This window comes from Agarivorans sp. MS3-6, from assembly GCF_054112545.1.
Map to the genome: position 1 here is coordinate 4,258,990 of NZ_CM134202.1, position 24,050 is coordinate 4,283,039.

Annotated in this window: 20 protein-coding genes; 9 read left to right on the top strand and 11 right to left on the bottom strand. The window is 43.0% G+C overall.

Annotated elements, in window-relative coordinates:
• Position 1: 1 nt before the first annotated feature.
• The 6 genes from ACVFI8_RS19630 to pspF form a co-directional block, all read right to left on the bottom strand.
• Positions 2–781, bottom strand: a complete 780-nt coding sequence (locus tag ACVFI8_RS19630) for a peptide ABC transporter ATP-binding protein (RefSeq protein WP_457872418.1) — start codon at positions 779–781, stop codon at positions 2–4.
• Positions 774–1,781, bottom strand: a complete 1,008-nt coding sequence (locus ACVFI8_RS19635) for a peptide ABC transporter ATP-binding protein (protein ID WP_248711903.1) — start codon at positions 1,779–1,781, stop codon at positions 774–776. The genes ACVFI8_RS19630 and ACVFI8_RS19635 overlap by 8 nt, the downstream gene beginning before the upstream one ends.
• Entirely contained in the window at positions 1,781–2,668 is an 888-nt protein-coding gene (locus tag ACVFI8_RS19640; RefSeq protein ID WP_457872419.1) for an ABC transporter permease subunit, read from the bottom strand. The genes ACVFI8_RS19635 and ACVFI8_RS19640 overlap by 1 nt, the downstream gene beginning before the upstream one ends.
• The gene (locus tag ACVFI8_RS19645; protein WP_248711901.1) at positions 2,655–3,620 is read right to left on the bottom strand and encodes an ABC transporter permease; all 966 of its coding nucleotides are present in this window, start codon (positions 3,618–3,620) and stop codon (positions 2,655–2,657) included. The genes ACVFI8_RS19640 and ACVFI8_RS19645 overlap by 14 nt, the downstream gene beginning before the upstream one ends.
• 3 nt (positions 3,621–3,623) lie before the next feature.
• Positions 3,624–5,222, bottom strand: coding sequence for an ABC transporter substrate-binding protein (locus ACVFI8_RS19650; protein WP_457872420.1), 1,599 nt, complete (start codon positions 5,220–5,222; stop codon positions 3,624–3,626).
• Between the two features lie 72 nt (positions 5,223–5,294).
• Entirely contained in the window at positions 5,295–6,275 is a 981-nt protein-coding gene (pspF, locus tag ACVFI8_RS19655) for a phage shock protein operon transcriptional activator (RefSeq protein ID WP_457872422.1), read from the bottom strand.
• Between the two features lie 169 nt (positions 6,276–6,444).
• Here pspF and pspA point away from each other — a divergent pair, with 169 nt between their 5' ends.
• The 7 genes from pspA to ACVFI8_RS19690 all read left to right on the top strand — a co-directional run bounded on the left by pspA (position 6,445) and on the right by ACVFI8_RS19690 (position 13,275).
• Complete coding sequence (gene pspA / locus ACVFI8_RS19660; RefSeq protein WP_457872423.1) at positions 6,445–7,110, top strand: phage shock protein PspA; 666 nt, start codon at positions 6,445–6,447, stop codon at positions 7,108–7,110.
• Between the two features lie 8 nt (positions 7,111–7,118).
• Complete coding sequence (pspB, locus tag ACVFI8_RS19665; protein ID WP_248711897.1) at positions 7,119–7,346, top strand: envelope stress response membrane protein PspB; 228 nt, start codon at positions 7,119–7,121, stop codon at positions 7,344–7,346.
• Positions 7,346–7,720: an envelope stress response membrane protein PspC gene (pspC, locus tag ACVFI8_RS19670; protein WP_248711896.1), complete on the top strand. Its 375-nt coding sequence runs from the start codon at positions 7,346–7,348 to the stop codon at positions 7,718–7,720. The genes pspB and pspC overlap by 1 nt, the downstream gene beginning before the upstream one ends.
• Positions 7,721–7,979: 259 nt before the next feature.
• Entirely contained in the window at positions 7,980–9,452 is a 1,473-nt protein-coding gene (locus ACVFI8_RS19675; RefSeq protein ID WP_457872424.1) for a TyrR/PhhR family helix-turn-helix DNA-binding protein, read from the top strand.
• 231 nt (positions 9,453–9,683) lie between these two features.
• On the top strand, positions 9,684–10,790 hold the full coding sequence (gene leuB, locus ACVFI8_RS19680; RefSeq protein WP_248711894.1) for a 3-isopropylmalate dehydrogenase: 1,107 nt from the start codon (positions 9,684–9,686) through the stop codon (positions 10,788–10,790).
• A 68-nt stretch (positions 10,791–10,858) separates the two neighbouring features.
• The gene (locus tag ACVFI8_RS19685) at positions 10,859–12,037 is read left to right on the top strand and encodes a cystathionine beta-lyase (RefSeq protein WP_457872425.1); all 1,179 of its coding nucleotides are present in this window, start codon (positions 10,859–10,861) and stop codon (positions 12,035–12,037) included.
• Positions 12,038–12,195: 158 nt separating this feature from the next.
• Complete coding sequence (locus ACVFI8_RS19690) at positions 12,196–13,275, top strand: DM13 domain-containing protein (RefSeq protein ID WP_457872427.1); 1,080 nt, start codon at positions 12,196–12,198, stop codon at positions 13,273–13,275.
• Positions 13,276–13,372: 97 nt separating this feature from the next.
• Here the strand turns inward: ACVFI8_RS19690 and ACVFI8_RS19695 are convergent, their stop codons facing one another.
• Positions 13,373–16,213, bottom strand: coding sequence for an EAL domain-containing protein (locus ACVFI8_RS19695; RefSeq protein WP_457872429.1), 2,841 nt, complete (start codon positions 16,211–16,213; stop codon positions 13,373–13,375).
• A 243-nt stretch (positions 16,214–16,456) separates the two neighbouring features.
• Here ACVFI8_RS19695 and ACVFI8_RS19700 point away from each other — a divergent pair, with 243 nt between their 5' ends.
• Positions 16,457–17,395, top strand: coding sequence for a DUF808 domain-containing protein (locus ACVFI8_RS19700; RefSeq protein WP_457872430.1), 939 nt, complete (start codon positions 16,457–16,459; stop codon positions 17,393–17,395).
• Positions 17,396–18,050: 655 nt separating this feature from the next.
• Here the strand turns inward: ACVFI8_RS19700 and ACVFI8_RS19705 are convergent.
• On the bottom strand, positions 18,051–18,923 hold the full coding sequence (locus ACVFI8_RS19705; protein ID WP_457872431.1) for a LysR family transcriptional regulator: 873 nt from the start codon (positions 18,921–18,923) through the stop codon (positions 18,051–18,053).
• A 130-nt stretch (positions 18,924–19,053) separates the two neighbouring features.
• On the opposite strand from ACVFI8_RS19705, the gene ACVFI8_RS19710 reads away from it, so the two are divergent.
• Positions 19,054–19,482, top strand: a complete 429-nt coding sequence (locus ACVFI8_RS19710; protein ID WP_457872432.1) for a PACE efflux transporter — start codon at positions 19,054–19,056, stop codon at positions 19,480–19,482.
• 1,041 nt (positions 19,483–20,523) lie between these two features.
• Here the strand turns inward: ACVFI8_RS19710 and ACVFI8_RS19715 are convergent.
• The 3 genes from ACVFI8_RS19715 to sigZ form a co-directional block, all read right to left on the bottom strand.
• Complete coding sequence (locus ACVFI8_RS19715; RefSeq protein ID WP_457872433.1) at positions 20,524–21,690, bottom strand: MalY/PatB family protein; 1,167 nt, start codon at positions 21,688–21,690, stop codon at positions 20,524–20,526.
• Between the two features lie 113 nt (positions 21,691–21,803).
• Positions 21,804–23,327: a glutathione synthase gene (locus ACVFI8_RS19720; RefSeq protein ID WP_457872434.1), complete on the bottom strand. Its 1,524-nt coding sequence runs from the start codon at positions 23,325–23,327 to the stop codon at positions 21,804–21,806.
• A gap of 152 nt (positions 23,328–23,479) precedes the next feature.
• Positions 23,480–24,019, bottom strand: coding sequence for an RNA polymerase sigma factor SigZ (sigZ, locus tag ACVFI8_RS19725; protein WP_457872435.1), 540 nt, complete (start codon positions 24,017–24,019; stop codon positions 23,480–23,482).
• Positions 24,020–24,050: the final 31 nt, after the last annotated feature.

Sequence of the window (24,050 nt, forward strand, 5' to 3'; positions counted from 1 at the left end):
TCTACTTATGAAATGCGTCTTGATAAGCCGACAGTAATCTGCGGCTTAACTCATGTTCTGGTTGAGAAAATAGTTGTTCTGTTTCTTTAAATTCAACGGCCTTACCGTGCTGCATCACTAATACCTTATCGCTAAAGTGACGAACTAAACCTAAATCATTTGATACAAAAATGTAACTAATCGCAAAACGCTGCTGTAGTTCTAACAGTAAATTGATGATTTGCGCTCTCACTGACACGTCAAGTCCAGCGATACTCTCATCAAAAACAATGATTTTGGGACTTAAAATCAGGGCTCTAGCAACCGCAATTCTTTGTTTTTGCCCACTCGATAGCATGTTTGGATAGAAACCGGCGTGTTCTTCCAATAAACCCACCAATTTCAAGGTGGAAATGACCTTCTGTTGTTGCTCTTCTGCGGACATTGCGGTGTTCAGACTAAGCGGGGCTGCAAGGATCCTTCCTATATTAGAACGAGAATTGAGAGAACTATTGGGATCTTGAAAAATCATTCTGATTAGTCTGCAGCGGCGAGTATAGTCACCAAAGTGCAATGCCTCACCATTGACGAAGATATCGCCATTGCTTGGTTTATTTATGCCGGCGATAACCTTTGCTAAGCTTGATTTCCCTGAGCCGGACTCACCGATGATGGCTAAGCTTTCTCCCATGCCTAACTCAAAATTGATGTTGTCTATGGCGGCAAAGCGTTGGCGACTTAACCAACCTTTATGGACATAAACATGTTGCGACAAATTACTTACGCGTAATAGGTTAGCCATTGCCATTAGCCTTCTTTTCTAGGTTGAGGGGGTAGTGGCATGCAAACTGATGACCTTTTATTTTTCTTAACTTGGGTTGAATAACGCACTCTCGCTGGGCTTTAGGGCAACGTGGTCCTAAGCGGCAACCAATGGGTAAATGTTGTAGCGCCGGAATAGACCCAGGCAATCCAGGCAGAATACTTTTTCGTGGAAAAGGCTGATTAAACTTAGGTACTGAATTGAGCAGGGCGGCAGTGTAGTGATGATGGGTATTGCCTACCACTTGTTCAGAGCGGCCAACTTCTACCATCTGCCCACAATATATAACACTAATAGTATCGGCGAGATCTGACAGGGTATTCAGGTCATGGCTAATCAGCAAAATAGCGGTGTTGTTGAGTTTGTTAAGTTTATGCAGCAAGCGAAGTATCTGACTTGCGGTTGTCACTTCCATCGCCGTTGTCGGCTCATCAGCCACCAATAGTTTGGGTTGACCTGCAATGGCCATGGCGATCATTACCTTTTGGCACAAGCCGTCTGACAGCTCGTATGGGTAACTGCGCATGACTTTGTGGTGGTCTTTAACGCCGACTTTGTGTAACAAAGCTTGCGCCTGTTTCTTACGCCATTGAAAACGCCGCCAAAATCCACCCTTAATATTGTGACAAGGTATAGCTTCTTCAATCTGTTTGCCTACCTCTTCGGAAGGATCAAGACATGAGCTAGGCTCTTGAAATATCATGGCGATATCATTGCCTAACACTTTTCTACGCTGTCGAGCGGTAAGTGCGAGTAGGTCAACATCGCCTAAGCGCATGCGGTCTGCTTTTACGGTCCAGTTGGGTTTAGTTACCCCTAATAAGGCTTTAGCGATCAAGCTTTTGCCTGACCCCGATTCGCCGACCAGCGCTTTAATCTCGCCTTCTGCCATGGTTAGGCTGACTTTATCAACCGCTTTAACCACCCCGGCAGGCGTATCTATTTCAATCGTAAGATTACGAATATCAAGCAGTGCCATTAGTCCACGCCCTCTAGCATAGCTTGTCTAAGCCCTTCACCCACCATATTCACGCTTAAAATACTGGTCATAATAACGAAGCCCGGTAAGGTTACTGTCCAAGGCGCTGAGAATAACAAATCGTTGCTGCTGCCTAACATTGCTCCCCATTCAGGGAGAGGCGCTTGAGCGCCAATGCCAATGAAACCCAGGGCGGTAATATCGATTAAAGAAGATGAAAAGCTACGGTTTATTTGAAATACAATTGCATCCGCAATATTGGGTAAGATACCATTTTTCAAAATTCGGTAATTGGTCGCCCCATCTAAGCGAATAGCCACAATATATTCTTTTTGAATTTCGCTAGAAACCGTAATGTAAGTGAAACGAATAAACTGAGGAATTTGGGCGAGCGTGATGGCGATTAGGGTATTTTCTAAGCCAGGCCCTAAAAATGAAACCACCATAATAGCAATTAATAGCGAAGGGATTGATAACGCCGTATCCATCACATGGTGTAAAACGCTCGATTTTACACCATGGCTCATCCCGGACAAAACACCTAACGGAATACCAATTATTGCGGCGAATATCACCACGATAAGCCCGCTACCAAAAGTGAGTTGGCAGCCATAGATCAAGCGGCTCAATAAGTCTCGGCCTAAGTCATCGGTACCCAAAAAGTTATCTACATGACCCAACTTGTTCCATGACGGGGGCTGTAAGAGGTTACTTCCTTGGAAATCTAAGGGGTAGGGCGCAATTAGCGGGCCAAACAAGGCCAGTATAATAAAGCCGAGCAGCACCCATGCTCCAATCATTGCAATTGAGTTATTTTTGAACCGCAGCATGACCCTTTGTAAGGCACTGGATACGGTGGTTTCTGAGAATACATTATTGCTGAGCATAAACTTCTCTTCGGCGTAACGGGTGGATCAATGCAGTGAAAATATCGGTTAATACAAAAGTACATATGACTAAAGTGGCGATCGCCAACATACCGCCTTGTATCGCAACATAATCTTGTTGGTAAATGCTTGAAATAAGCCAACGACCAATGCCAGGCCAGGCAAATACCACTTCCAGAACCATTGCCATTGTTAGCACATTACCAAATTGTAAGCCTAAGCTAGGAAGGATAGGCGGTAAGGCATTGTGCAGGGCATGGCGCATCACTATCTGCGTTTTCGACAAACCTTTAGTCGCAGCCGCTTTAATATAGTTTTGGCTCATTACTTGCGCCATTGAATTAGACAGTTGACGAATCACTTCCGTGGTGGGGACGACAGCAAGCACAATGGTGGGCAGAAGTAAGTGGCTTAAGATAGACATAAATGCTGGCCAACGAGCTTGCGGTTCAAGCCACATAACATCAATGATGCCAAATCCAGTAATTTGGGGGATTTCCAGCAATAGATTGTAACGACCAGAGACCGGAAACCAACCCAGTAAAACGGAAGAGTTCATCACTAATAATAGCGCTAGCCAAAAAACCGGGATGCTATAACCAATCATAGTCAGGCTTAAGATAGTGTTTCTGATCCAGTGTTGGTGATAAATACCCGCTAAAGTCCCTAAGGGGATCCCCACCAAGAAAGACAATAAAAATGCCGAGAAACAAAGCTCTAATGTGGCGGGTAGGAATACAATTAGTTCGTCAAATACTGGCTTGCCAGTAACGCTAGAAATACCCAAATCGCCGTTTAAGTTATGCCATACAAACTGTAAGTATTGGCTTATCCACATATCATCAGATTCAATCAATACGGATTGTTTTTGTTGAAAAACAAAAGCAATGATATTGATGATCAAAAAGGTAATGATCAGTAAATTAATACGCCTTAATAGATACCTTAACATCGGCTACTTCCTATACGCATTGTTAAAAGACACTCCGCCATAGGGGTTCCAAGTAATGCCGTTTAAGCTATTACTATAAGAATACATTTTTAGTGCATGGGTTAAGGGCAGCACCGGTACGTCGGTTTCAATTATTTTTTGAATCTGATAATAATTTCTAACCCGGTCAGCTAAACGGGTAGAGCTAATGGCGTCATCGAGTAACTGCTCAAATTGACCATTGCACCATCGACTGTAGTTATAGCCTTGTTCAACAGCATCACAAGAAAACTGTTGCCTAAAGAAGTCATCGGGATCGCTGTTATCTGTCGACCAACCAACCAACAGCATATCGTAATTTACACTAGGGCTGAGCAAATAGCGGCGCAGTACCGCCCAATCTAGTAATGTTACGTTGACCGTGTAGCCATCGTTGACTAAATCATTTCTAATTAGCTCAGCTGTTTTATGTGGCTGGGGGTTATAGCTTTTCGATTCATTTAACACCCACAATTCAATCGGAGTGTGTTTGGCTTTTTCTATATAGGGGTAAACCTGCTGATCTTTATTTGGAGAGCGTGCTTGATAACGGTAAGCCCAAGACGACGGTGACAGCATGCTATCGGCAATTTCAGCAGTATTTAAATAGACCGAATCTAGGATTCGTTGTTTATCGATTAAGCCAGCAACATTGCGGCGGATCCGAACATCAGCGAACGGGGGCTTTTGCGTATTAAAGGCTAGATACGAAACGTTTAAACCCGACTGCACCGAAACCAGCAAGTCATCTCGCTCTTTCAGTACCTCCAATTGGTTTGCGGCGGGCTGCGCCATTATGTCACATTGGCCGGTTAGCAGTTTAGCTAGGCGAATAGAGGATGTTGGCGTGATATCAAACACTAATTGCTGCATTGGCGGTGCGCCTCGCCAATGTAACCAATGCCGATAATAACGAATAAAGTGATCTTTACGTTGATTGGCAAAATAGAACGGGCCGCTACCAATGGGCAATTGGTCAAGTAAACCTAATTGATTTTTTTGCTGTAGCTTATCGGCATATTCGGCGGATAAAATAACGGCATAATCACTGGCTAGATTTGCTAAGAATGCCGCATCAGGGTGTTTTAAAACGAATTCGACTCGGCTGTCACTTAACTTGTTAAACTCACGAATGTTATTACCAAACCCGATATTGTTGAAAAAAGGGTATTCACCTTCAGCAAGTTGATACAAAGGATGTTCTGCATTGAGGACACGCTCAAAACTAAACATTACATCATCGGCATTTAGGTTACGGCTTGGTTTAAAATAATCGGTTTTATGAAAGTGAATGCCTTTTCGTAAATCAAATTGATAGCGCAGACCGTCGTCACTAATTTGCCATTTATTTGCGACACCGCCGATCAGTTGCTGGGTAACGGGGTCTATTTCAATTAAGCGATCGTATAAATGGCGAGATGTAACAGCTATCGCATTCACAGAGCTTTCTAATTGCGGGTTAAATGTATCTGGCGCTGATTCTGTACAGTAGACTAAACCAAGCTTTTTTACGTCTTGTTGTTGCTCGCAACCCAGTAGTAAAAACGTTAGGCACATCATTGTGCCTGAGAATAATGCGTTCATGAGATGCTGATATCCTGATAACTGCTTGATAATTTACCATTAACCATCTGGTCATCTCAACCAATGATACACCTAGCGGTGGGTATTAATCCTATGTTTTTTGATCAGACCCCGAAGTTGATGGTAGCTGATACCTAAAGCTTCTGCAGTTTGGGTTTGTTTATAGCGGTTTTTTTCTAATGATTCGCAAATTAGCTGTTCCTCAAAGTCAGCCACTTGTTGATTAAAGTCGCCTTCCCTGTGGGATACCTTTTCTGTTGAATCAGCTGCTGTGACGGGGCGCCATGGCGAGTCAAAAGGGTCGAAGTTAAGCTTACTAATAAGGCCATTTTCATTGCTGTTTTCTATTACCGCTCGCTCTACTACATTTTTGAGTTCACGAATATTGCCGGGCCATGGGTATGCTTCAAGTTGCGCCTTTACTGCTTGGCTAAGCCGAGGGGTATTAACAAAATTTAGCTCTTGAGCGATTTTTTTAGAAAAGTGCTCAGCAAGTAAGTTGATATCCTGCTTACGGTGACGTAGCGGTGGGAGGGTAATTACTGCAAAGGATAATCGGTCGAGTAAGTCTGCCCTAAAAGCGCCGAGTTCAACCAAACGCGGAAGGTCTTGGTTAGTTGCGCAGACTAAACGTACATCTACATCGAGGGTCTTATTGGAGCCAAGTCGTTCAATTTGGTTATACTCGATAGTTCGCAGCAGTTTCTCTTGTACCTCCATTGGCATGTTAGCGAGCTCGTCCAAAAATAAGGTCCCTTTATCGGCTTGCTCAAAACGGCCGATACGTTGTTGTGAGGCACCGGTAAATGCTCCTGCTTGATGGCCGAATAGCTCTGATTCAATTAAGTTTGGGTTTAAGCTTGCGCAGTTGAGGCTCAAGTAATGGCTGTCCCAACGTTCAGACAAATAGTGTAAACGGGCGGCTATTAATTCCTTTCCAGTGCCTCGCTCCCCAATCACCAAGATTGGTCTATTAAGTGGCGCGAGTAGCGATACTCTATCTAATACTTCTAAAAAACTGGGCGCGTTACCGAGTAAGCTAGGTGTTTCCATAGGTCACCGTGACTAAATATTGGTCAAAATAACTATATACATGCTGGTGATAATTGTCACTATTTATAAAATAACTTAAATATCAGTGTCTTAAAGAGTTGGCATGAGAGTTGTAATAGTAAAGCGGTACTGACAATATCTTTATTCTTCTCAATTAAGGGGAAATACCATGGGAATGTTTACACGTTTAACCGACATCATTAATTCCAACATTAGTGCCATGTTAGACAAGGCTGAAGACCCACAAAAAATGTTGCGTCTAATTATACAGGAAATGGAAGACACTTTAGTTGAGGTGCGTGCTAGCACCGCAAAGGTTCTGGCAGACAAAAAGCAGTTAATTCGCAAAATAGATAACTTACAGCAGCAGGCTGAAGACTGGCAAGGCAAAGCTGAACTCGCATTGAGTCGCCAACGTGATGACTTAGCTCGCTTGGCCTTGGTTGAAAAAAAGCATATTCAGGAATCAGTAAAGCAGCAACAACATGAGCTAACATTAGTCGATGATAGCTTATCGCAATTACAACAAGAGATAGAACAACTAGAGCTGAAACTCAGTGAATCGCGTAATCGCCAAGCAGGGTTGCTCGCAAGGCAAACTACGGCCAAAAATCGTCACGCAGTAAGGCAGCAGCTCGACAATGAGCGGGCATTAAAAACCCGCGAAAAATTTGAGCAATTCCAAGCTAAAATTGATCAACTTGAAGCGAAAGCCGAAGTGCTTGGTACCGACGGGAACAACCCAGACCTCAATAAACAGTTTGCTGAATTGAGCGCAGATGCAGAAATTGCTGAAGAACTCAGTAAACTTAAAGCTAAGTTAGAGCAACAATAGGAGACGCTATGCTTACTACTCTATTTGTCACTCCGTTAATTATATTTATGGCGATAGTGGCGCCGTTATGGCTAATTTTACATTACAAGAGCAAGCGCCAAGTTGAGCATGGTATTAGCGAGCAAGAGCGCGAGCAACTTACCGTTATTGCTGCACGAGCAAAAGAAATGTCGGCGCGTATTGGTGCTCTAGAAAGTATTTTAGATGAAAGCGTGCCACACTGGAGGGACAGCTAATGTTTGACAAACCCTTATACCGTGACCCCGCTAAAGGAAAAGTAGCTGGGGTGTGTGCAGGACTCGCCCATAGCTTAGGTGCCGAAACCTGGTTAATCCGGATTATTGCTGTCACTGTTGCAATTACCAACTTGGGCCTATTTTTCATCATCTACGGGGCGGCTTGGCTATTTTTAGACAAGCGACCGAGCGACCAAGTGGGTGATGAGTCGGTAACGATTAAATCTAAAGTATGGCAACGCGGAGGTACGCCAAGCCAAGCAATTAAAGAGCTAGAACACCAATTTGATAATTTTGAACACCGGCTACGCAAGGTTGAAAAGGTAGTCACCGCTCGCGATTTTGAGTTACATAGTCAGTTCAAAAATTTGTAAAGCAAAGGCAAAATTTAAATACCGAGTTCAAATAACTCAAGTGAATGTTAAATGACGCTTGGGTTAAACTCACTTTTTTGGTTAGACTAAAGAAGTGTAAACATATTTTTGCACCTGCAAAGCCGCAGGGCAATAGGGACTAGGAGAGCTTTTTGCGTTTAGTATGGATCGCTGGACAAGACGGAATGCGGTGTTGCTGTGAGTTTTTACAGGGGCCTAAAGGCCTGTCTCTATGGTTAAATAAAGACATGGGCGCGTCATGCGCATAGAGTTAAACTGCCAACAGAATACCCAAGTTTTTAGCGCTGTGTTAGGAGTGTTAGTTAAACACGGCCTTGCATTACAAGCCATGCAAAGTGTTGATAGCGGACATTTATTCCTTCATATCACCGAAATTGAGCTTCCACTTACTCAGCAGTTACTTAGCGAATTTCGTTATTTACAAGGTGTTTCCGATGCGCGGATCGTGTCTGCTCTGCCTTCAGAGGTAGAGCATAAAGAAGTTCAAATCTTACTCGATAATGTTCCTTACCCAGTGGTGCTGATTGATAAGTCGGCTCAAATTCGTCAGTTTAATCAAGCCTTTGAACAATCTTGTGGTGATACCCCCCAACCACTTGCCAATAGCGATATCAGTAAGTTTTTACGGGGCTTTAGTGTTCAACGTTGGTTTGGTAGTGGTTCAGGTAAACGCGAATTAGTTGAAATTCAGCTAAGTGGCCGTGTTTATATGGCTGACATCATACCGCTGTCTGAAACATCCTTATTTTCACATTTGCCCGGCGCCATAATGCTGTTTAAATCAGCGCATTGGTTAGAGTCGAGTTTTGATTTGTCTCAGATAGAACTCGGTATCAGTGAAGGGCGTTTGGTGGCAAGTAGCGATGAAACCAACAATGTGCTTAATAGCCTGAAACGCCTAAATGAACACCCTATGCCTTCTTTGCTGTTTGGTGAAGCAGGGGTTGGTAAGCGCTTTTTAGCTCGCTTGCTTAATGAGTTATCAATGGGCAGCGATGAACATTTTTACTGTGTGAGCTGCCAAAACCAAGAACATAGCTTATCAGAGCAGCTAGCAGAGATAGCCGCTGAAAAACCTAATACGGTTTTGTTGACCAATATCGAGCATTTAAAAAGTAGTGAAATAGAAGATGCCATTGTCTCGTTAACCGCTCCACAACTCGGCATTAAGCACTTACTTTTCTCTAGTCGTTATAGCCCTGATCAACTGGCGGCTATGTGGGGAGGGGATAGCTATTACTCAATGATTAAAAATAGCATTAATGTGCCGCCTCTTCGTCAACGTAAAGAAGATATCGTACCGCTTACTCAATCTTGGCTAGATTTTCAATATGCCAAGCATCAAGAGGTTGCGCCAAGGCTTAGCCGAGAAGTAAAACGCTACCTTAGCTCTCTTAGTTGGCCGGGCAATATTCCTCAGCTATATCAGGTGCTGCAAAACTCTCTGGATATAGGCAGTATGAAATCTTGGCAAGTTAGCGACATTAAATATCATCACGAAAGAGTGGTGGACGATGTGAGCGTCGAAAGTTTGCTGCAGCAAGATTACCACTCAGCGATGGGGCAGTTTGAACATCTTTTGTTAAGCTACCATTACCCTCAGCATCCTAGTTCTCGACTACTCGCCAAGAAACTGGGCTTATCACATACCGCCATTGCCAATAAACTGCGAGAACATAATATTCGCAATAAAACTGATTTAGATAATTAGGGTCATTAGGCTGTTTTTACGGCGCGGCGCCCTTTTTATCTTTACATACAATACCTGCATTACTGATATAACGGCCAAAAAACCACGGCAAAAATCAATATCAAACCCTAGTCGCCACTAAGCACCTTGCTATGAAGAGTAAAAATTTTTGCTCGGTGGTTTACCCTAGCGCTGGTTTTGCTATCATGCGGCAACTAAAAAAATAAATTATGCAACGGAGACGCAAACACAATGAAGACCTATAAGATCGCCTTATTGGCTGGTGACGGCATCGGCCCTGAAGTAATGAAGCAAGCGGTCAAAGTACTTAAAGCGGTTGAAGCGCGTAACCCTGAAGTAGCATTTGAATTAAACGAAGCCCTATTTGGCGCCGTCGCCTACTTCGAAACGGGCAAATCTTTCCCCGCAGAAACCATCGCCATTTGTGATGAAGCTGATGCCATTTTAAAAGGTACCATCGGTTTAAATCACGAAGACTCTAAAAAGATCCCAGTAGACGAGCAGCCAGAGCGCGGTGCTTTGTTGCCACTTCGTCGTCGTTACAATACTTACGCTAACTTCCGTCCTGTTTACTTGCCTAAAGAATTAGCGCATTTTTCACCACTTAAGCCAGAAGTTGTGGGTGAAGGTATCGATATTATGATCATCCGAGAGTTAGTGGGTGGTTTGTACTTCGGTGAGAAAGAAATGGGTAAAGACGAAAACGGTAAGCGTTATGTTCGAGAAGTCCTTGAATACGACGAAGACCAAATTCGCGATATTCTTAAAGTGGGCTTCGAAACTGCACAGCGCCGCAAAAAAGTACTACATAACATCCATAAAAGTAACGTATTAAAATCAAGCGTACTATGGAATGAAGTATTAGAAGAAGTTGCCGTAGATTACCCAGATGTAGAAGTTAAGCACATCTTAGTGGATGCAGCGGCTACCTACCTGTGCCTGAATCCTGGTCTATTCGATGTAATGGTAATGGAAAACATGTTTGGTGACATTTTAAGTGACCAAGGCGGCGGTATTTTAGGCTCTTTAGGCTTAATGCCTTCAGCCTGCATGGGACCAGAAAAGTCTTACTACGAGCCATCTCATGGCAGCGCACCAGATATTGCTGGTAAAAATATTGCCAACCCATACTCAATGATTGGTTCTGTAGCCTTAATGCTAGAAATGAGCTTTGGCATGGACAAAGAAGCTAAAAACCTATGGCACGCTATGAAGTCAGTATTTGCCAATGGTTACGGTACTCCAGACTTAGCTAAAGGCGACGATGCAAAACTTATCGACACCGATGCATTTGGTGATATGGTAGTAGAAGAGCTTAATAAAGCCCCTCGTGCTTAATCGCTCCTACTGTTAATAACCAGCCTACGGGCTGGTTTTTTGTTGCTGCTAATCTGGATTTAAGTACGATGAAAAAATCAACTAAAATAGTCAGCGCTGGGCGCGATAAAAAATGGACACAGGGCTTAGTTAATCCGCCAGTTTCTCGTGGTTCCACGGTGGTGTTCTCTAGCGTTAAAGAGATGAAACAAGCCACTGCCAAACGTCATGATAAAACCCTATTTTATGGGCGTCGTGGTACCCAAACTCATTTTGCTTTTCAAGAAGCAATGGTTGAAATCGAGGGCGGCGAAGGGTGTGCCCTTTACCCATGTGGAACAGCTGCCATTAGTGGTGCACTTTTATCATTTCTACAGCAGGGTGATCACTTACTGATGGTAGATACCGCTTACGAGCCTACCCGTGATCTGTGTGAAAAGCTGCTTACCCGCTATGGTATTGAAACCACCTATTATGACCCGCTAATAGGTGCGGGAATAAGCGCGCTAATTCAAGACAATACTAAGGTGATATTTCTAGAGTCGCCAGGTTCGTTAACCATGGAAGTGCAAGATTCGCCGGCGATTGTTGCTGCTGCACGTGCTGCAGACCAAGACATTGTGGTAATGCTTGATAATACCTGGGCGTCACCGCTTAATTTTAGTCCCTTTGATTTTGATATAGATATCTCAATCCAAGCGGCCACCAAGTATATCGTGGGTCACTCTGATGTGATGTTAGGCACGGCCGTTGCTAATAAGCGCTGCTGGGACCAACTTCGAGAAAACTCCTACTTACTGGGCCAATGTACCTCGCCAGATGATATCTACTTAGCAATGCGTGGGATGCGCACCCTTGGGGTGCGTTTAGCCCAGCACGAGAAAAATGCCCTACAGATAGCTAATTGGTTAGCGAGTCGAGATGACGTAGACCATGTTCGCCACCCGGCACTAGACAGTTGCCCAGGCCATGAATTCTTTAAACGAGATTTTCAAGGCTCGTGTGGTTTATTTTCATTTGTCATGAAAGGCGGTAACCAAGCGGCATTAACCGCACTACTCGATGGCATGGAACATTTTAAAATGGGCTATTCATGGGGCGGCTATGAAAGCTTAATTATGGGCGTGAACGGTGTTGATAAATTGCGAACAGCTACCCAGTGGCAAGCTAGCGGAACCTTAATCCGTGTGCACATTGGTTTAGAAGATACCGAAGATTTGATTGCCGACTTAGACGCGGGCTTAGCGAGGTTTAACGCTCAGTTGTAACATGATGTAGTGTCACTTAAAGCCACTTTTACTATAAAAATAGTTAAAGTGGCTTTTTTATTTGAAGTTATCACAATTTGATAACGTTTTTGATATCGGCTTGTTGAAGTAACAAAGCTTTGTTAGCGTTAAATAACAACGAAAGCAAAGGACTGCCCATGTTTAACCACCGTTTATCCTATTTTCAAGCAGGATTAGTTTTTTCTACTGCAATTTTGTTGAGTGCATGTGGAGGAGGAGAGGGCAGTAACGAGCCTGCACAACCCTTAAGTGGCCAGCAGCTGTTTAACCAAGCCGATGTTAACGGTAATCAGTTTGCCTGCAGTACCTGCCATGCTACGCAAGAAAATAACCAACAATTAGACAGTAATCAGCTGCATCGACCAGCGCACCCGCTGTTTAATGCGGTCAAGCGCAATGCCTTTTATAACGGCAACTTCAGTGAACTGATTGATGCTGTAAATAACTGTCGGGTTGATTGGATGGATACCTCAAGTTATCGCGAAGATAGTGAACAGTGGACAGCGTTGCAGCAATATCTTGAAAGCTTAACTGATAGCACGACAGCCGAAGAAATTGTGTTTAACCAAGTGCCAGCCATTACCGACTTTAGTGGGGCGAATGCTGCGCATGGCGAGCAACTATTCAATCAAACCTGCGCCACGTGCCACGGTGAAAATGCCGTAGGCAGTAATCTGGCCAAAAATCTCAATGGCTCAGGCTTAAGCGCGGCACAAGTGGCAAGCAAAGTAAGAAGCTCTGGGCCTTCAGCAAGTGAGTACTTTAGTAACTTGGTTGAAGGGAATATGCCATTTTGGAGTGAACAACGTTTAGCTAACCAAGACTTAGCGGATATTGCCAGCTACGTTGAAAGTATTAATGCTAGCCAAACCTTTAGCTGTAACGCCGCAAATCACCCCAAAGTGGGTCAGGTTGCTATGCTCAGTACTCTTTCTCATGGTGTCAGTGGCAGGGTAGAGATTGTTGATAACTGTACGTTAGAAGTCACTGGATTTACCTATGACGGAGAAGGCCCTGACGTAGTGTTTTACGGTGCACCAACCAGCAATTACGAGCTAGGTGGTTTTGATATAGGTAGCACCATAAATGGACCAAGCTACGTCAACGACTCGCTTAGTTTGAGTTTGTCTAATGCTGGGCAACTGGATAACTTAGGTGGCATTAGTGTTTGGTGTAAAGATTTTAGCGTCAGTTTTGGTGATGGTCTCTTTAACTAAATGCCTCAAACTATTGTTTAATGGTTATTTGGCTCAAACGGTATTGGAGCATGGCCGGTAACACAGCAACAGTGAGCTTGTCCCTCGCTGTTGGTGGTTAAAGGTTCGGTTCACAAGGCTTAGGTTTACCTATGCCGTAACCTTGCACGTAATCAACCCCAATCTCTTCTAGCACCGCTTGGATCGCCTGGTTTTCTACAAATTCAGCCACGGTTTTCATATTCATCATATGGGCGATAGCGTTGATTGATTCAACAATGGCTCGGTCAGTAGGCTCACTCACAATGTTAACGATTAAGCTGCCATCAATTTTTAAGTAATCCACCGGTAGGCTTTTTAGGTAGGTAAATGACGAGGCGCCGCTACCAAAATCATCTAAGGCAAACTTTATACCTAAGGCTTTCATTTCGCGCATAAAATCAAGCGCACGAGAAAGTTGAGAAATGGCCACGGTCTCGGTTATTTCAAAACAAATATTTCTAGGGTTCACCGAAGAGTTTTTCACCAAGTTGATAACGCTACCCACAAATTCATCATTGCTTAAACTAATACCCGACAGGTTAATTGATACCACCGTGTCACCATCAGGAAAATACTGGTGATAGCGCTCAAATACCGTTTCAAGTACCCATTGATCAATGATAGTAATCACACTGTGTTTTTCTGCTGCGGGTATAAATAGACCCGGTGGAACGGTTTTACCTTGATCATCTCGATAACGTATCAAGATTTCGTAATGCTGCTTGTTATTACCGGTGTCGAGTGACGAAATCACTTGTTTCACTAAGTAAAATTGCTGTTGTTCAATAGCTTGAGCAACATTAGCGATATAACCCATTTGCTGTTCTTCATCAAAAAGGTCATCGTTGTCTAAGTTAGCAATATACACTCTTCCACGGCCTTCCTCTTTGGCTTTATAACAAGACAAATCGGCTTTACTTAATAGTTCGGTTTCATTCAGTGAGCCAGTAACCGGAACCATGCCAATACTAATGCCAACGTTAAACATGCGTTGATTCCAAACAAAGCGATAGTCTTTTACTTGAGCGATGATGTCTTCGCATAGTGCCTGAGCCTCAGCGAGGGATTTATTCACCAAAATTAAGCCAAATTCATCCCCTCCCAAGCGGCCAATAATATCTTGCTTGCTTATGCATTGGCTTATCACCGTTGCTACTTCAGCTAACATCGCATCGCCAATTAAGTGGCCAGCGGTGTCATTAACCAATTTAAAGCGGTCTAGATCTAGAAAGCATAGGTAGGCGTCTAAATGGGGATCTTGATGTTGCTGAACATAAGATTTGAGCTGCTCGTTAAAGCTGCTGCGATTTATTAAGCCAGTGAGAGAATCATAAGCCGCTTGGTAAGCGAGTTTTTTGGTAAGCAAGTGTTCTTCGGTTATCTCTTTACTGATCCCTCTATAGCCAAGATAGGCCTTATTTTTATCAAAAATAGGTTTACCGTTAAGTAAGAATATTTTGATGTCTTTACTGGGCATTTTGAGCTTAAAGACCAAGTTACTTAGTGGTTGTTGGTAAGCAATCGCCTTTTCATAGCTTAACCAGGGGAAATTCATGTTGGGGTTAGTTCGGCATAGTTCAGAGATCGTGTGACCCATTAGGCGCTGTTCTGGTATGCCAAACAGGGTTTGGGTATCGCCAGATACATAACTAAAACGTTGGCCAGGGTCTGTTTCCCAAAAAATATTGGCGCCTGCTTTAGCCAAGTCACGATAGCGAGATTCATTTTCTGCTAGCAAGTGGCGGGTAATACTGCCTCTGCGAATAACCTCCATCAACAAAATGATGATAAAGATAGAGGCGATAAAAGCCGACGCCACAATGCGAACCATTAACTTATATTTTTCGTAAAAGGTTTCTTCTTTATTGATGATTCTTGCGTCGCTTGGCAAAGACTCAAGCGAGTAGTTGTGTTCTCGTAGTTTTTCCCAGTTATATATCCACTGGCTTTTGGCAGTGGTTATCGGCGGAATATTGGCAAGCGCTTCGCCCGCTAATATTCGTTTAACTAAACCCGCGGCCCGAGTAGCATGCTGTCTGCCATCTAATTCATCAGCGCCCACCGCACCATATTCAAGGGTAGTAATAGCAATGGTATACACTGGATTATTGGTCCAAGTGACCAGTTGTTCGGTGCCTTGGTTCCAGCTTAATAGCGCATTATTGTTACGCGGGCTAGTGAGTTGTCCTATTAATAACACCGGAATATTGCTGTTGAAATGGCTAAAAGTATCGGGGATGTTGTCTTCTATCAATTCTTCAATAATGTGAATTTTCTTGGGCGCTTCGGGTTGTCCAATGACCATTTTCGCTTTAGCTAAATTGGCTAAACCAGTAGATGTTTGGTCAACAATCAGGATCAATTCATCAATGCCGGTTTGTTGTTTTATGCTGACAATAGTGCCGGCAATATCTCGGTTTTCAAAGACACCTGTCATATTAGGGGTATTTATCACCTCATCGCTGACTCGGTTAATGCCTAAATACACAATGGGCACAGCGTTAAAAAACTGTTCTCGATGTTCACGAATCAGATTAAAAGCTGGGTCGTCAGAGATAACAATCACGTCTAAATTAGTATTTGCATATTTGGTGTTTAAGTAGTCTAAAAAGCTAAGTTTAAATGGACTTTTAGGGTAGCGTTTTGCATCCATATATTCATGGAATAAACGGGTATCCGCATCATCTTTGAACGCGTTATCGAGGCCTTGCTTAAGGTAGCCAGTCCAAAAGTGTTCATTATGGTAAGAGTGGATAACCAAAATATTGTTAGCCTGAACAGAAAAGCTTAGGCCGCTTAATAGCGCTAAACCTAACAATACAATTTTGATGTTATAAAGAGTTGTTTGCAATGCGGCTCCCTGCCTATCAATGTGCTTTGGTGACTTAGCATATTGGCAATACAATGGTACTGACATATTGCGCTACCTAGATAGTATAGATGCTAGCACCATACTCTGATAAATCGAGTCGACCGGGTGACAAATATTAAGTTGAGGGGGTAGGGGCTTACACCACGAGTTTGCTTATGGAGTTCACTATCGCGGTGTTAAGCAAGAGAGCTAGGTATAAGCTAATGACTACATTAACGCTAAACAGTACTAGGTGCTTTTAAAGCTCTCCGTTAGGATACCTTTAGTTTATATATTCCAAGGATTAGGATGGCTGGTTTAAGTTTAATAGCCTTACTCGATGATATCGCCACAGTGTTAGATGATGTGGCGTTAATGACAAAGGTGGCAGCAAAAAAAACAGCAGGGGTATTAGGGGATGATTTAGCGCTAAATGCCCAGCAAGTCTCAGGGGTTAAAGCTGATCGCGAATTACCCGTGGTGTGGGCGGTAGCTAAAGGCTCGCTACTTAATAAGCTTATTTTGGTACCTACAGCGTTAGCCTTAAGCGTATTTTTACCGGTAGCAATTAGCATATTACTGATTGCTGGTGGTTTATTTTTGTGTTTTGAAGGCTTTGAAAAGGTGTTTCATGTGTTGTTTCCTCATGGAGACGTAGAGCAACAACATAAACAGCAAAGGCTAAAAGCCAATTCAGACGACTCTATAGACTTGGTTGCCTTTGAAAAAGCTAAAATAAAAGGTGCCGTTCGCACCGATTTTATCTTATCGGCTGAGATCATAGTTATCGCTATGGGCAGCATGGTAGGGGCTAATTTGTTAACTCAGGGTATCGCCGTTTCTGGTATTGCCTTATTAATGACCATTGGCGTTTATGGCTTGGTGGCTTGCATTGTAAAACTAGATGACGCCGGTTTGTATTTACTGCAACAGGCTGAAGACAATAACGGCAGTAAACTACAGAAATGGCTTGGCCAAGCTTTATTAGGTTTTGCCCCATTATTAATGAAGTTTTTAGTGGTAGTCGGCACCGCAGCAATGTTTCTGGTGGGAGGAGGGATTTTAAGCCATGGCATCCCCTTGTTTAGTATGTATGCTCATCACATTCAAGATTGGGCCGCTGGCTTTGGCGCTATCAGCCAAATAGTTGCACCACTTCTTTTTGATGCCTCAATAGGCATTGTGGCGGGTGGTGGCGTGATGCTGTTGATAAATACTGCGAAGCGGGTATTTGGCAAAGTGATGTAACTCATTTTTGGACAGCAATGAGTTAGCAACCAAAAGAACAAGCGCGAGATCTACTGATTCTCGCGTAATCTTTTCCCCTTACTGGTGCACTTTCTTGCTTACCGGCTTTAAAGCTTTCATAACTGACGACTGTTTCCACATACCCACACCTGTTAAAGCAAGCGCTGGTATTAGCCCCCATAACGTAGCTGTAATATATGCTTCATAGTTTCCTAAGGGTGAATAGAAAGCCGTACCAACTAATAGCGCTAACGCTATGTGTACCCATCTCAAAATTATTCTTATGTTCTTACCATTCATGATGCTTTCCTTCTGCTGTTATTTTAAGTTCTATGATAAAGCTGCTTTATCTATAGTTCTTATAATTGCGACAGGCGGTATTTACAGAGCGTGAGTTGCTGCACCTTACGATAAATGGGGAAATTCATTGCAAGTGTCAATATAGACACTCGAACACTTAATGAGGCACAAACGAGTCAGTACGCCCTAACCCGTTTTTGGACAAAACCTTCTTAGGATTAAAGCTCGAATAGTCTTTCGTCTGATAAGTTTTCCTTATGATTAATCAAATATAGTTGTATTGAAACACTCTAAAAACGTGAGCAATATCACCGTACCCCACTACAATACTTACTGGTGGCGATGAAACTCAAACCTATTGAGTTTGTAGGGTTTCTAGTAATCGCTGTAACGCGGGACCAGACTTGTGACGGCGCGAGGTCAAACAGCCATGAGTGGCTAACCAACCATCTTTTTCATGTGCTACGGGAAGTTGTACCAACTGTTTGTTTTTAATAAACGGCAATGCCATCGAATCTGGAATGAGCGCCCACCCAAGCCCCTCAATCGCCAATTTTGCTAACAAGTCATGGTGGTTGGCATACCAAAAATTTGAGCTAATACGATAGCTAAACCATAATTCTTTCTGGGAGTTACTTCGGTGTACGATTTGGCGATAACCTCTTAAATCGGAATCACGGACAACACTCAGTGAAGCAAGTGGGTGACGTGGAGAAGTGACGTTTAAAAAGCGGGTCTGACCAAGCGTAATGAAATCCATATCTTCTTTGAGTTCACCATCCGCCAAGATAATGCCAACATGTGCTTTATCACTGCGAACCAAATCTTCTACATCATAGGTTGCTGCAGAAATGACATTGAAGTGAGTAATTGGAAATTGTTTTTCTATGTTAGACAGCACATCCAATATCAACTGCGTCATTAAGCACTCATCAATAGCGATGACTAGATTATCCTCTACTATTTTATCTAAAGACTCTACTTTTTGGTCAAAATATGTCTGTTGGTTCAGTATCGATTTCGCAATTGGCAGTAAAGCTTTTCCGCTATCCGTCAGTGTGGGCGTATTTTTTTCACGATTAAACAGAACTTGATTGAGAGCAATTTCGAGATTGGCGATGGATTGACTAACCCCAGATTGTGCTCGCCCTAGTTTTCTGGCTGCCGCAGAAAATGACCCTACTTCACTAACAGTGACAAAAATTTTGAGTTGTTCAAAGCTGTACATATCAAGATCTCGATAAAAAACCAAAGACCATGGTATCACAAATGGTGATGGCTCTTAACTTTCTATTGTAGCTGAATCCTCCATAATCATCCCCACTTGAGTTCCACACTAATAATAGAATGAGGTTAACATGGGCACTTTAGAGCGTATCTTTCACGCGGTATTGTTTGAAGTATTGGCGGTAAGCTTGTCGATTGCGGGACTAGCACTATTTACCGAACACAAGGTGACTGCTCTATCAGGAACTATGATAGTCATAGCAACCATAGCGATGATATGGAACTTCATTTTTAATTATGTTTTTGACTGTTATGCCACTGGAGATAAAGAGAAGCGCTCACTTCGATTACGTGCGGTTCATGTGGTGTTGTTTGAGATGGGCTTGTTGTTTCTTACTATGCCTGCAATGGCTTGGGTGTTAGACGTAAGCTTATGGGAAGCATTCATCATGGATGTTGGTGTGACAATCTTCATCACTATCTATGCTTTTGTATTCAATTATACCTATGACCATTCACGAGCTTACTTTGTTCAAGGACGAGTGAAAGCAATGACTTAATGGTAGGCGAGCCCTCTATTTCATACTTTCTAGGTACAACAAAAAGTAGGGGGCAAGCTTGTATCACTGTAATTAGCACTCTAGGCATCGTTGGCACAAAAAAGATATTTTTGTGCGAAACATGCAATGGTACGATTCTAACGCAGTGGACATTACACACATAAGAAAAAGTAGTGTAAATCACCTCGATGTGGCTGGAGTGATTGAGAGCTGCTTACACACAATGGGGCAAAAGTGAGTTACCTAACCCAACCCTGAACAGTTTCGAGTGACGAATGGAAGCAACAATGTCTTGAGAGCCTATAAAGTGTCTAGAGTTTTCAGGCCTTACCAGGCAAAGAATAGAATAGATAAGACGAGTGAGGCCACGAAAACGGTGTTATGCACATCCATGCCCCACTTACTGATGTTATCTTGACTCACTTGATAGTCAGTAGATTCAATACTGTACTTTTTGGATTTTAAGACCATAAATTATAATGTTCACACATTCGAATAAACGAATATACCGAGCAACTCCTTATCCAATTATTATTAGATCGGCTAGCCGTACCCTATAAAAATGATATAGGTGATTCTGACTTTTGCTCAACCCCAAGAGGTGTATTTCAGCATGCTATATGGTTTTTTGCATTGGCGGTATTATTTTTACTAAGCCTATTCTCCTGTGGTTTTTGGTTTAACATGCTGATTGGTTTGTGGGTAGAAGCGAGCTTGGTATCTAAGGTAAGAATTTCAAAGTAACTATGCCCCTTTTATGCCCCTTTTATGTCACTTTGAATAGGATTAACGCGTTGCTCATTAAGAGCACCACTACTTTTTTCAAGCCTTGATAGAAATCTTAGCTGGTGGAGTGGTGAAGTTAAGTTAGAGTAAATGGCGCGAAACGGATCTATACCAAAGTGACTTAATTTAATTCGCGAAAGCTTAGCTGCACCGAGCCTCGCAGATATCCAATTGTGAGGGGCTTTGGGTACAAAAAACCGACAGTTAGACGACCAACTAGTCACTTCATCATTTAGGCCCTCAATGATTGTAAGCTCACTTAATCGATAATTTAAGTAAATCAAACGAGGCCTGTATTTGCTCCAGTGGCGAGGCAAAATTCATGCGGTAATAGTTTTCATTAGGCTCTCCAAACCAGGTACCTGGTGTTAACGCCATTTTAGCGTGTTGAGCTAATAGTGATTTTAATTGTGCAGGTTCTAAATCTAAACCGGTAAAATCAAACCAGATCTGATTACTTCCTTCTGGCGCAAAGGTCTTAACTTGTGGAAGCTCTGTGGCCATAAACGTGATAATCCAGTTGCGAGTTTTTTCAGTGTAAGCTAAAAAAGCATCAAACCACGCTTTGCCATGCTGATAGGCTGCAATGGTCGCGTAGGTGGTAAACGCGTTACCGTGGTCCAGTGACATTGACGCTGAGGTGGCTTTTATTTTGTCTCGCAGCACCTGATTGTCACTGTAAATATAGCCATTGGAAATACTGTTCAAACCAAAGTTCTTGGCCGGAGAACCAATAATAGTCAGGCTGTTGATATATTCTAAAGAAGCCATGCTAGTGAACGTAGAACCTTCAAAGATGATGTCGCCATGCACTTCATCACTAATGATTAAGGTGTCATATTCTTTGGCAATAGCAACTAGCCGTTGCAGCTCACCTTGAGTCCATACACGGCCTACAGGGTTATGTGGATTACATAACAGCACCATTTTAACGTCGCCGCTTTTTAGCTGTTTCTCAAAGCCTTCAAAATCAATGACGTAACGGTCGCCTTCTATTTTTAGGGGGCTATTTACCGCTTTGCGCCCAGCAGACTCTATCAAGCGGCGAAATTGGTGATACACCGGTGTTTGAATTAACACTCCGTCACCTTCATTGCTAAAATCTCGAATCAGTAATGCAATTGCACTAAGCACGCCGGGCACCTGAACAAAGTGGTCTGGGTTTAATTCAAGATTGTGACGGTCTTTGTTCCACGCTGAAATGGAGTTAAAAACCGTTTTTGAATCAAACTCGTATGAATAAGTCTCGCGGCTCACCAAATGCTGCATGGCTTGGGTAATGGGTGATGCAATAGGGAAATCCATATCGGCAATCCAATAAGGCGTGATATCTTCAGTGCCATAGATTTGATTTAGCATATTACTATCGTGCTTAATAAATTTGTGGCTCAAATCATTGTTGTTTGAATTTACTTGGAACATTTATTTTTCTCGTTAGCTTAACTCATTACCGTTAAGACGCAGCACCAATAGAAAAGACGCAACTATTTTTGAGTTGTTATTCCGCGCTTGTTGTTCAAGAGAATATTGGCTCGCTAATCAATCAATGTCAGCGAATCTAAAATCCCTTTGCCGCTATGAATGCCTCCCTCATTCTCACTCGCAGGTTTACTGCGAATGAGGTAACCCGTGTATCCATTCATTTTAGTGGCCGGCTCGCCGTCATAAAAGGCTGTAAATAAACCTATTTCACTAACAAGATCGTTTACCTGAGTTTGCTGATTATTGCGCACAGCAATGGTTGGTCGTTCACGCTCATGGGGATGCAAGCGCTGCATCAGCGCCCATGCATCATATTCTTGTGGGGTAAGTCGCTTTAATTTTTCACTAATAGCATCACCAAAAATGCAGTGTCCACCGCCTTCACCTTGGTTTTTTAGTACCCACTCATGTTTATTCGCTTGAGAGTTAAACCAGTTGATGGTGTCTTGGCTTATCGGCTTCATGTCAGCAAGCACACTTTTAATCAACTTCGCTTGTTCAAGATTGAGCCCCCAGCGCGCATATTCAGCGGCTGGCATCATGGTTAGAAGCATCTGCATAGTTTTGCTGGTTGCGAGCTGTTGGCTGAAGGTAGCGTTTACCGCTACATGGTGTTGTTCGATAAATAGTCGTGTCTGACTTAAGGTCTGACAACATACTTCTTCATCTCTGTCTGGCGAGTAATAATCGGCATACTGATAACCGGCGCGCAGATACACAACATCAACAGCGCCTATGTCCTCTAACATTAAACGCTGATTATCGCCGGTTGAAAGCTGAACGCTAAGTTGCTCAAAGGTGCGCCGAACAGTTTTTATTCCCTGTTTTTGTAGGGCTATCTCTAGTAAATGTTGGTCGTAAACATTGTCTTCATTTTCTTGAATTACCATTAAAAAAGTCGGCCGATGGTGGTCTTCCTTCTTAAGTGTTAAAGCCGTATTCGCGTTTGAACTATAACTAGCATTAGGGGCATCGACAGCAAACGTTGCCGCGATTTTTTTTGCAGCTAAGGAAATACCATAGGCTAGTTGATCTAATCCTCGATTCTCTGCTTGTACCGATTGACTATCTTCTAACCAATCTCGGTAAACCGTTGGCCATTGGCTGCGTAAAAATGCGTGAAACTCAGTAGCTCGTTGGCCAAAGGGTGCCATGCCAGCAGCAATACCATTAAACTCTATAACTTTTGCACCGTGCTGGCAGTCATCCATAAAATCAGTACGCATCAATAATAACGGCTTTCGAGCAGGAGTCAGGCGCTTAGCTATATCGCCCTGCGCCTGATGGTGTAAAGCCAATAAACGACCAAAAAACGGGTCAGCTTTTGCCACATCAGCAAGTGCAGACTGAAGGAAGTCGTGATCTTCAGAAACATTGTTTATCAGCTTAGTGATGAGAGGAGTTACTTTACGTAAATGCTCGAACACTTCACTCTTCATGGTCATTGGCGCAATACTAAAAGGGCAGTGCCTAGCGGTGTTATCTGCTTGGCGAAAAGCTACGCCATGCATAATGGCCCATTCACTGGCTTCTTCAATGATTTGCTGTGGAATAAGTGACCGAGTTTGACTCTTCATGGTTTCTCCAAAAATAGCTTTTGGGCGCTATGAAAGAAGTGTTTAGCGCCTTCTAGTTGTAATCTAGGTAATTATTTATGCTATATGGCATAGCAATGTGGCGACGTAAACTTACCTATACCGAGAGGGTTATTCATTCAGCGGGTGAACAGTTAACATTTAGTACGTTTGTTTGGATCTTTTGGGGAGTAGCCTGTTATACCGTCTTGACCTACTTCAAAGTCACAGCAGGCCATCATTTGTTCTCGAAACTTAATGCGGCTCCTTTGCACACGACTTTTAGCACCAGAGAGCGATAAACCAAGCTGGTCGGCAATCCCTTGTTGAGATACACCTTCAAGCTCAGCTAAGCGCAGCGGAACGCCATATTTCTCGGGCAACTCGTCAATTAATGGGCGTAAGCACTCTGCTAACTCTTCACGAGCCTGTTTGCCGGTATCTTGCTCTTGAGCTACAAGATCATCAGGCAGCTCGTCATAGGGCTGACGCTTTCGATAAAAATCCATAATGGTATTGTGAGCAATGCGATAGAGCCAACCTTTGAGGCTACCTTTTGATTTCAATTGATGCAGATTACCACTGGCTTTGATGTAAACATCTTGCAAAATGTCATCTATCGCATCTGAGTCATCAATGCGTTTGCTAACGTAACTACGCAGTTGCGCTTTGTGGTTTTGCCATTCAGATATCATACAAACAGGCTCTCTACTCAACATAAAATTT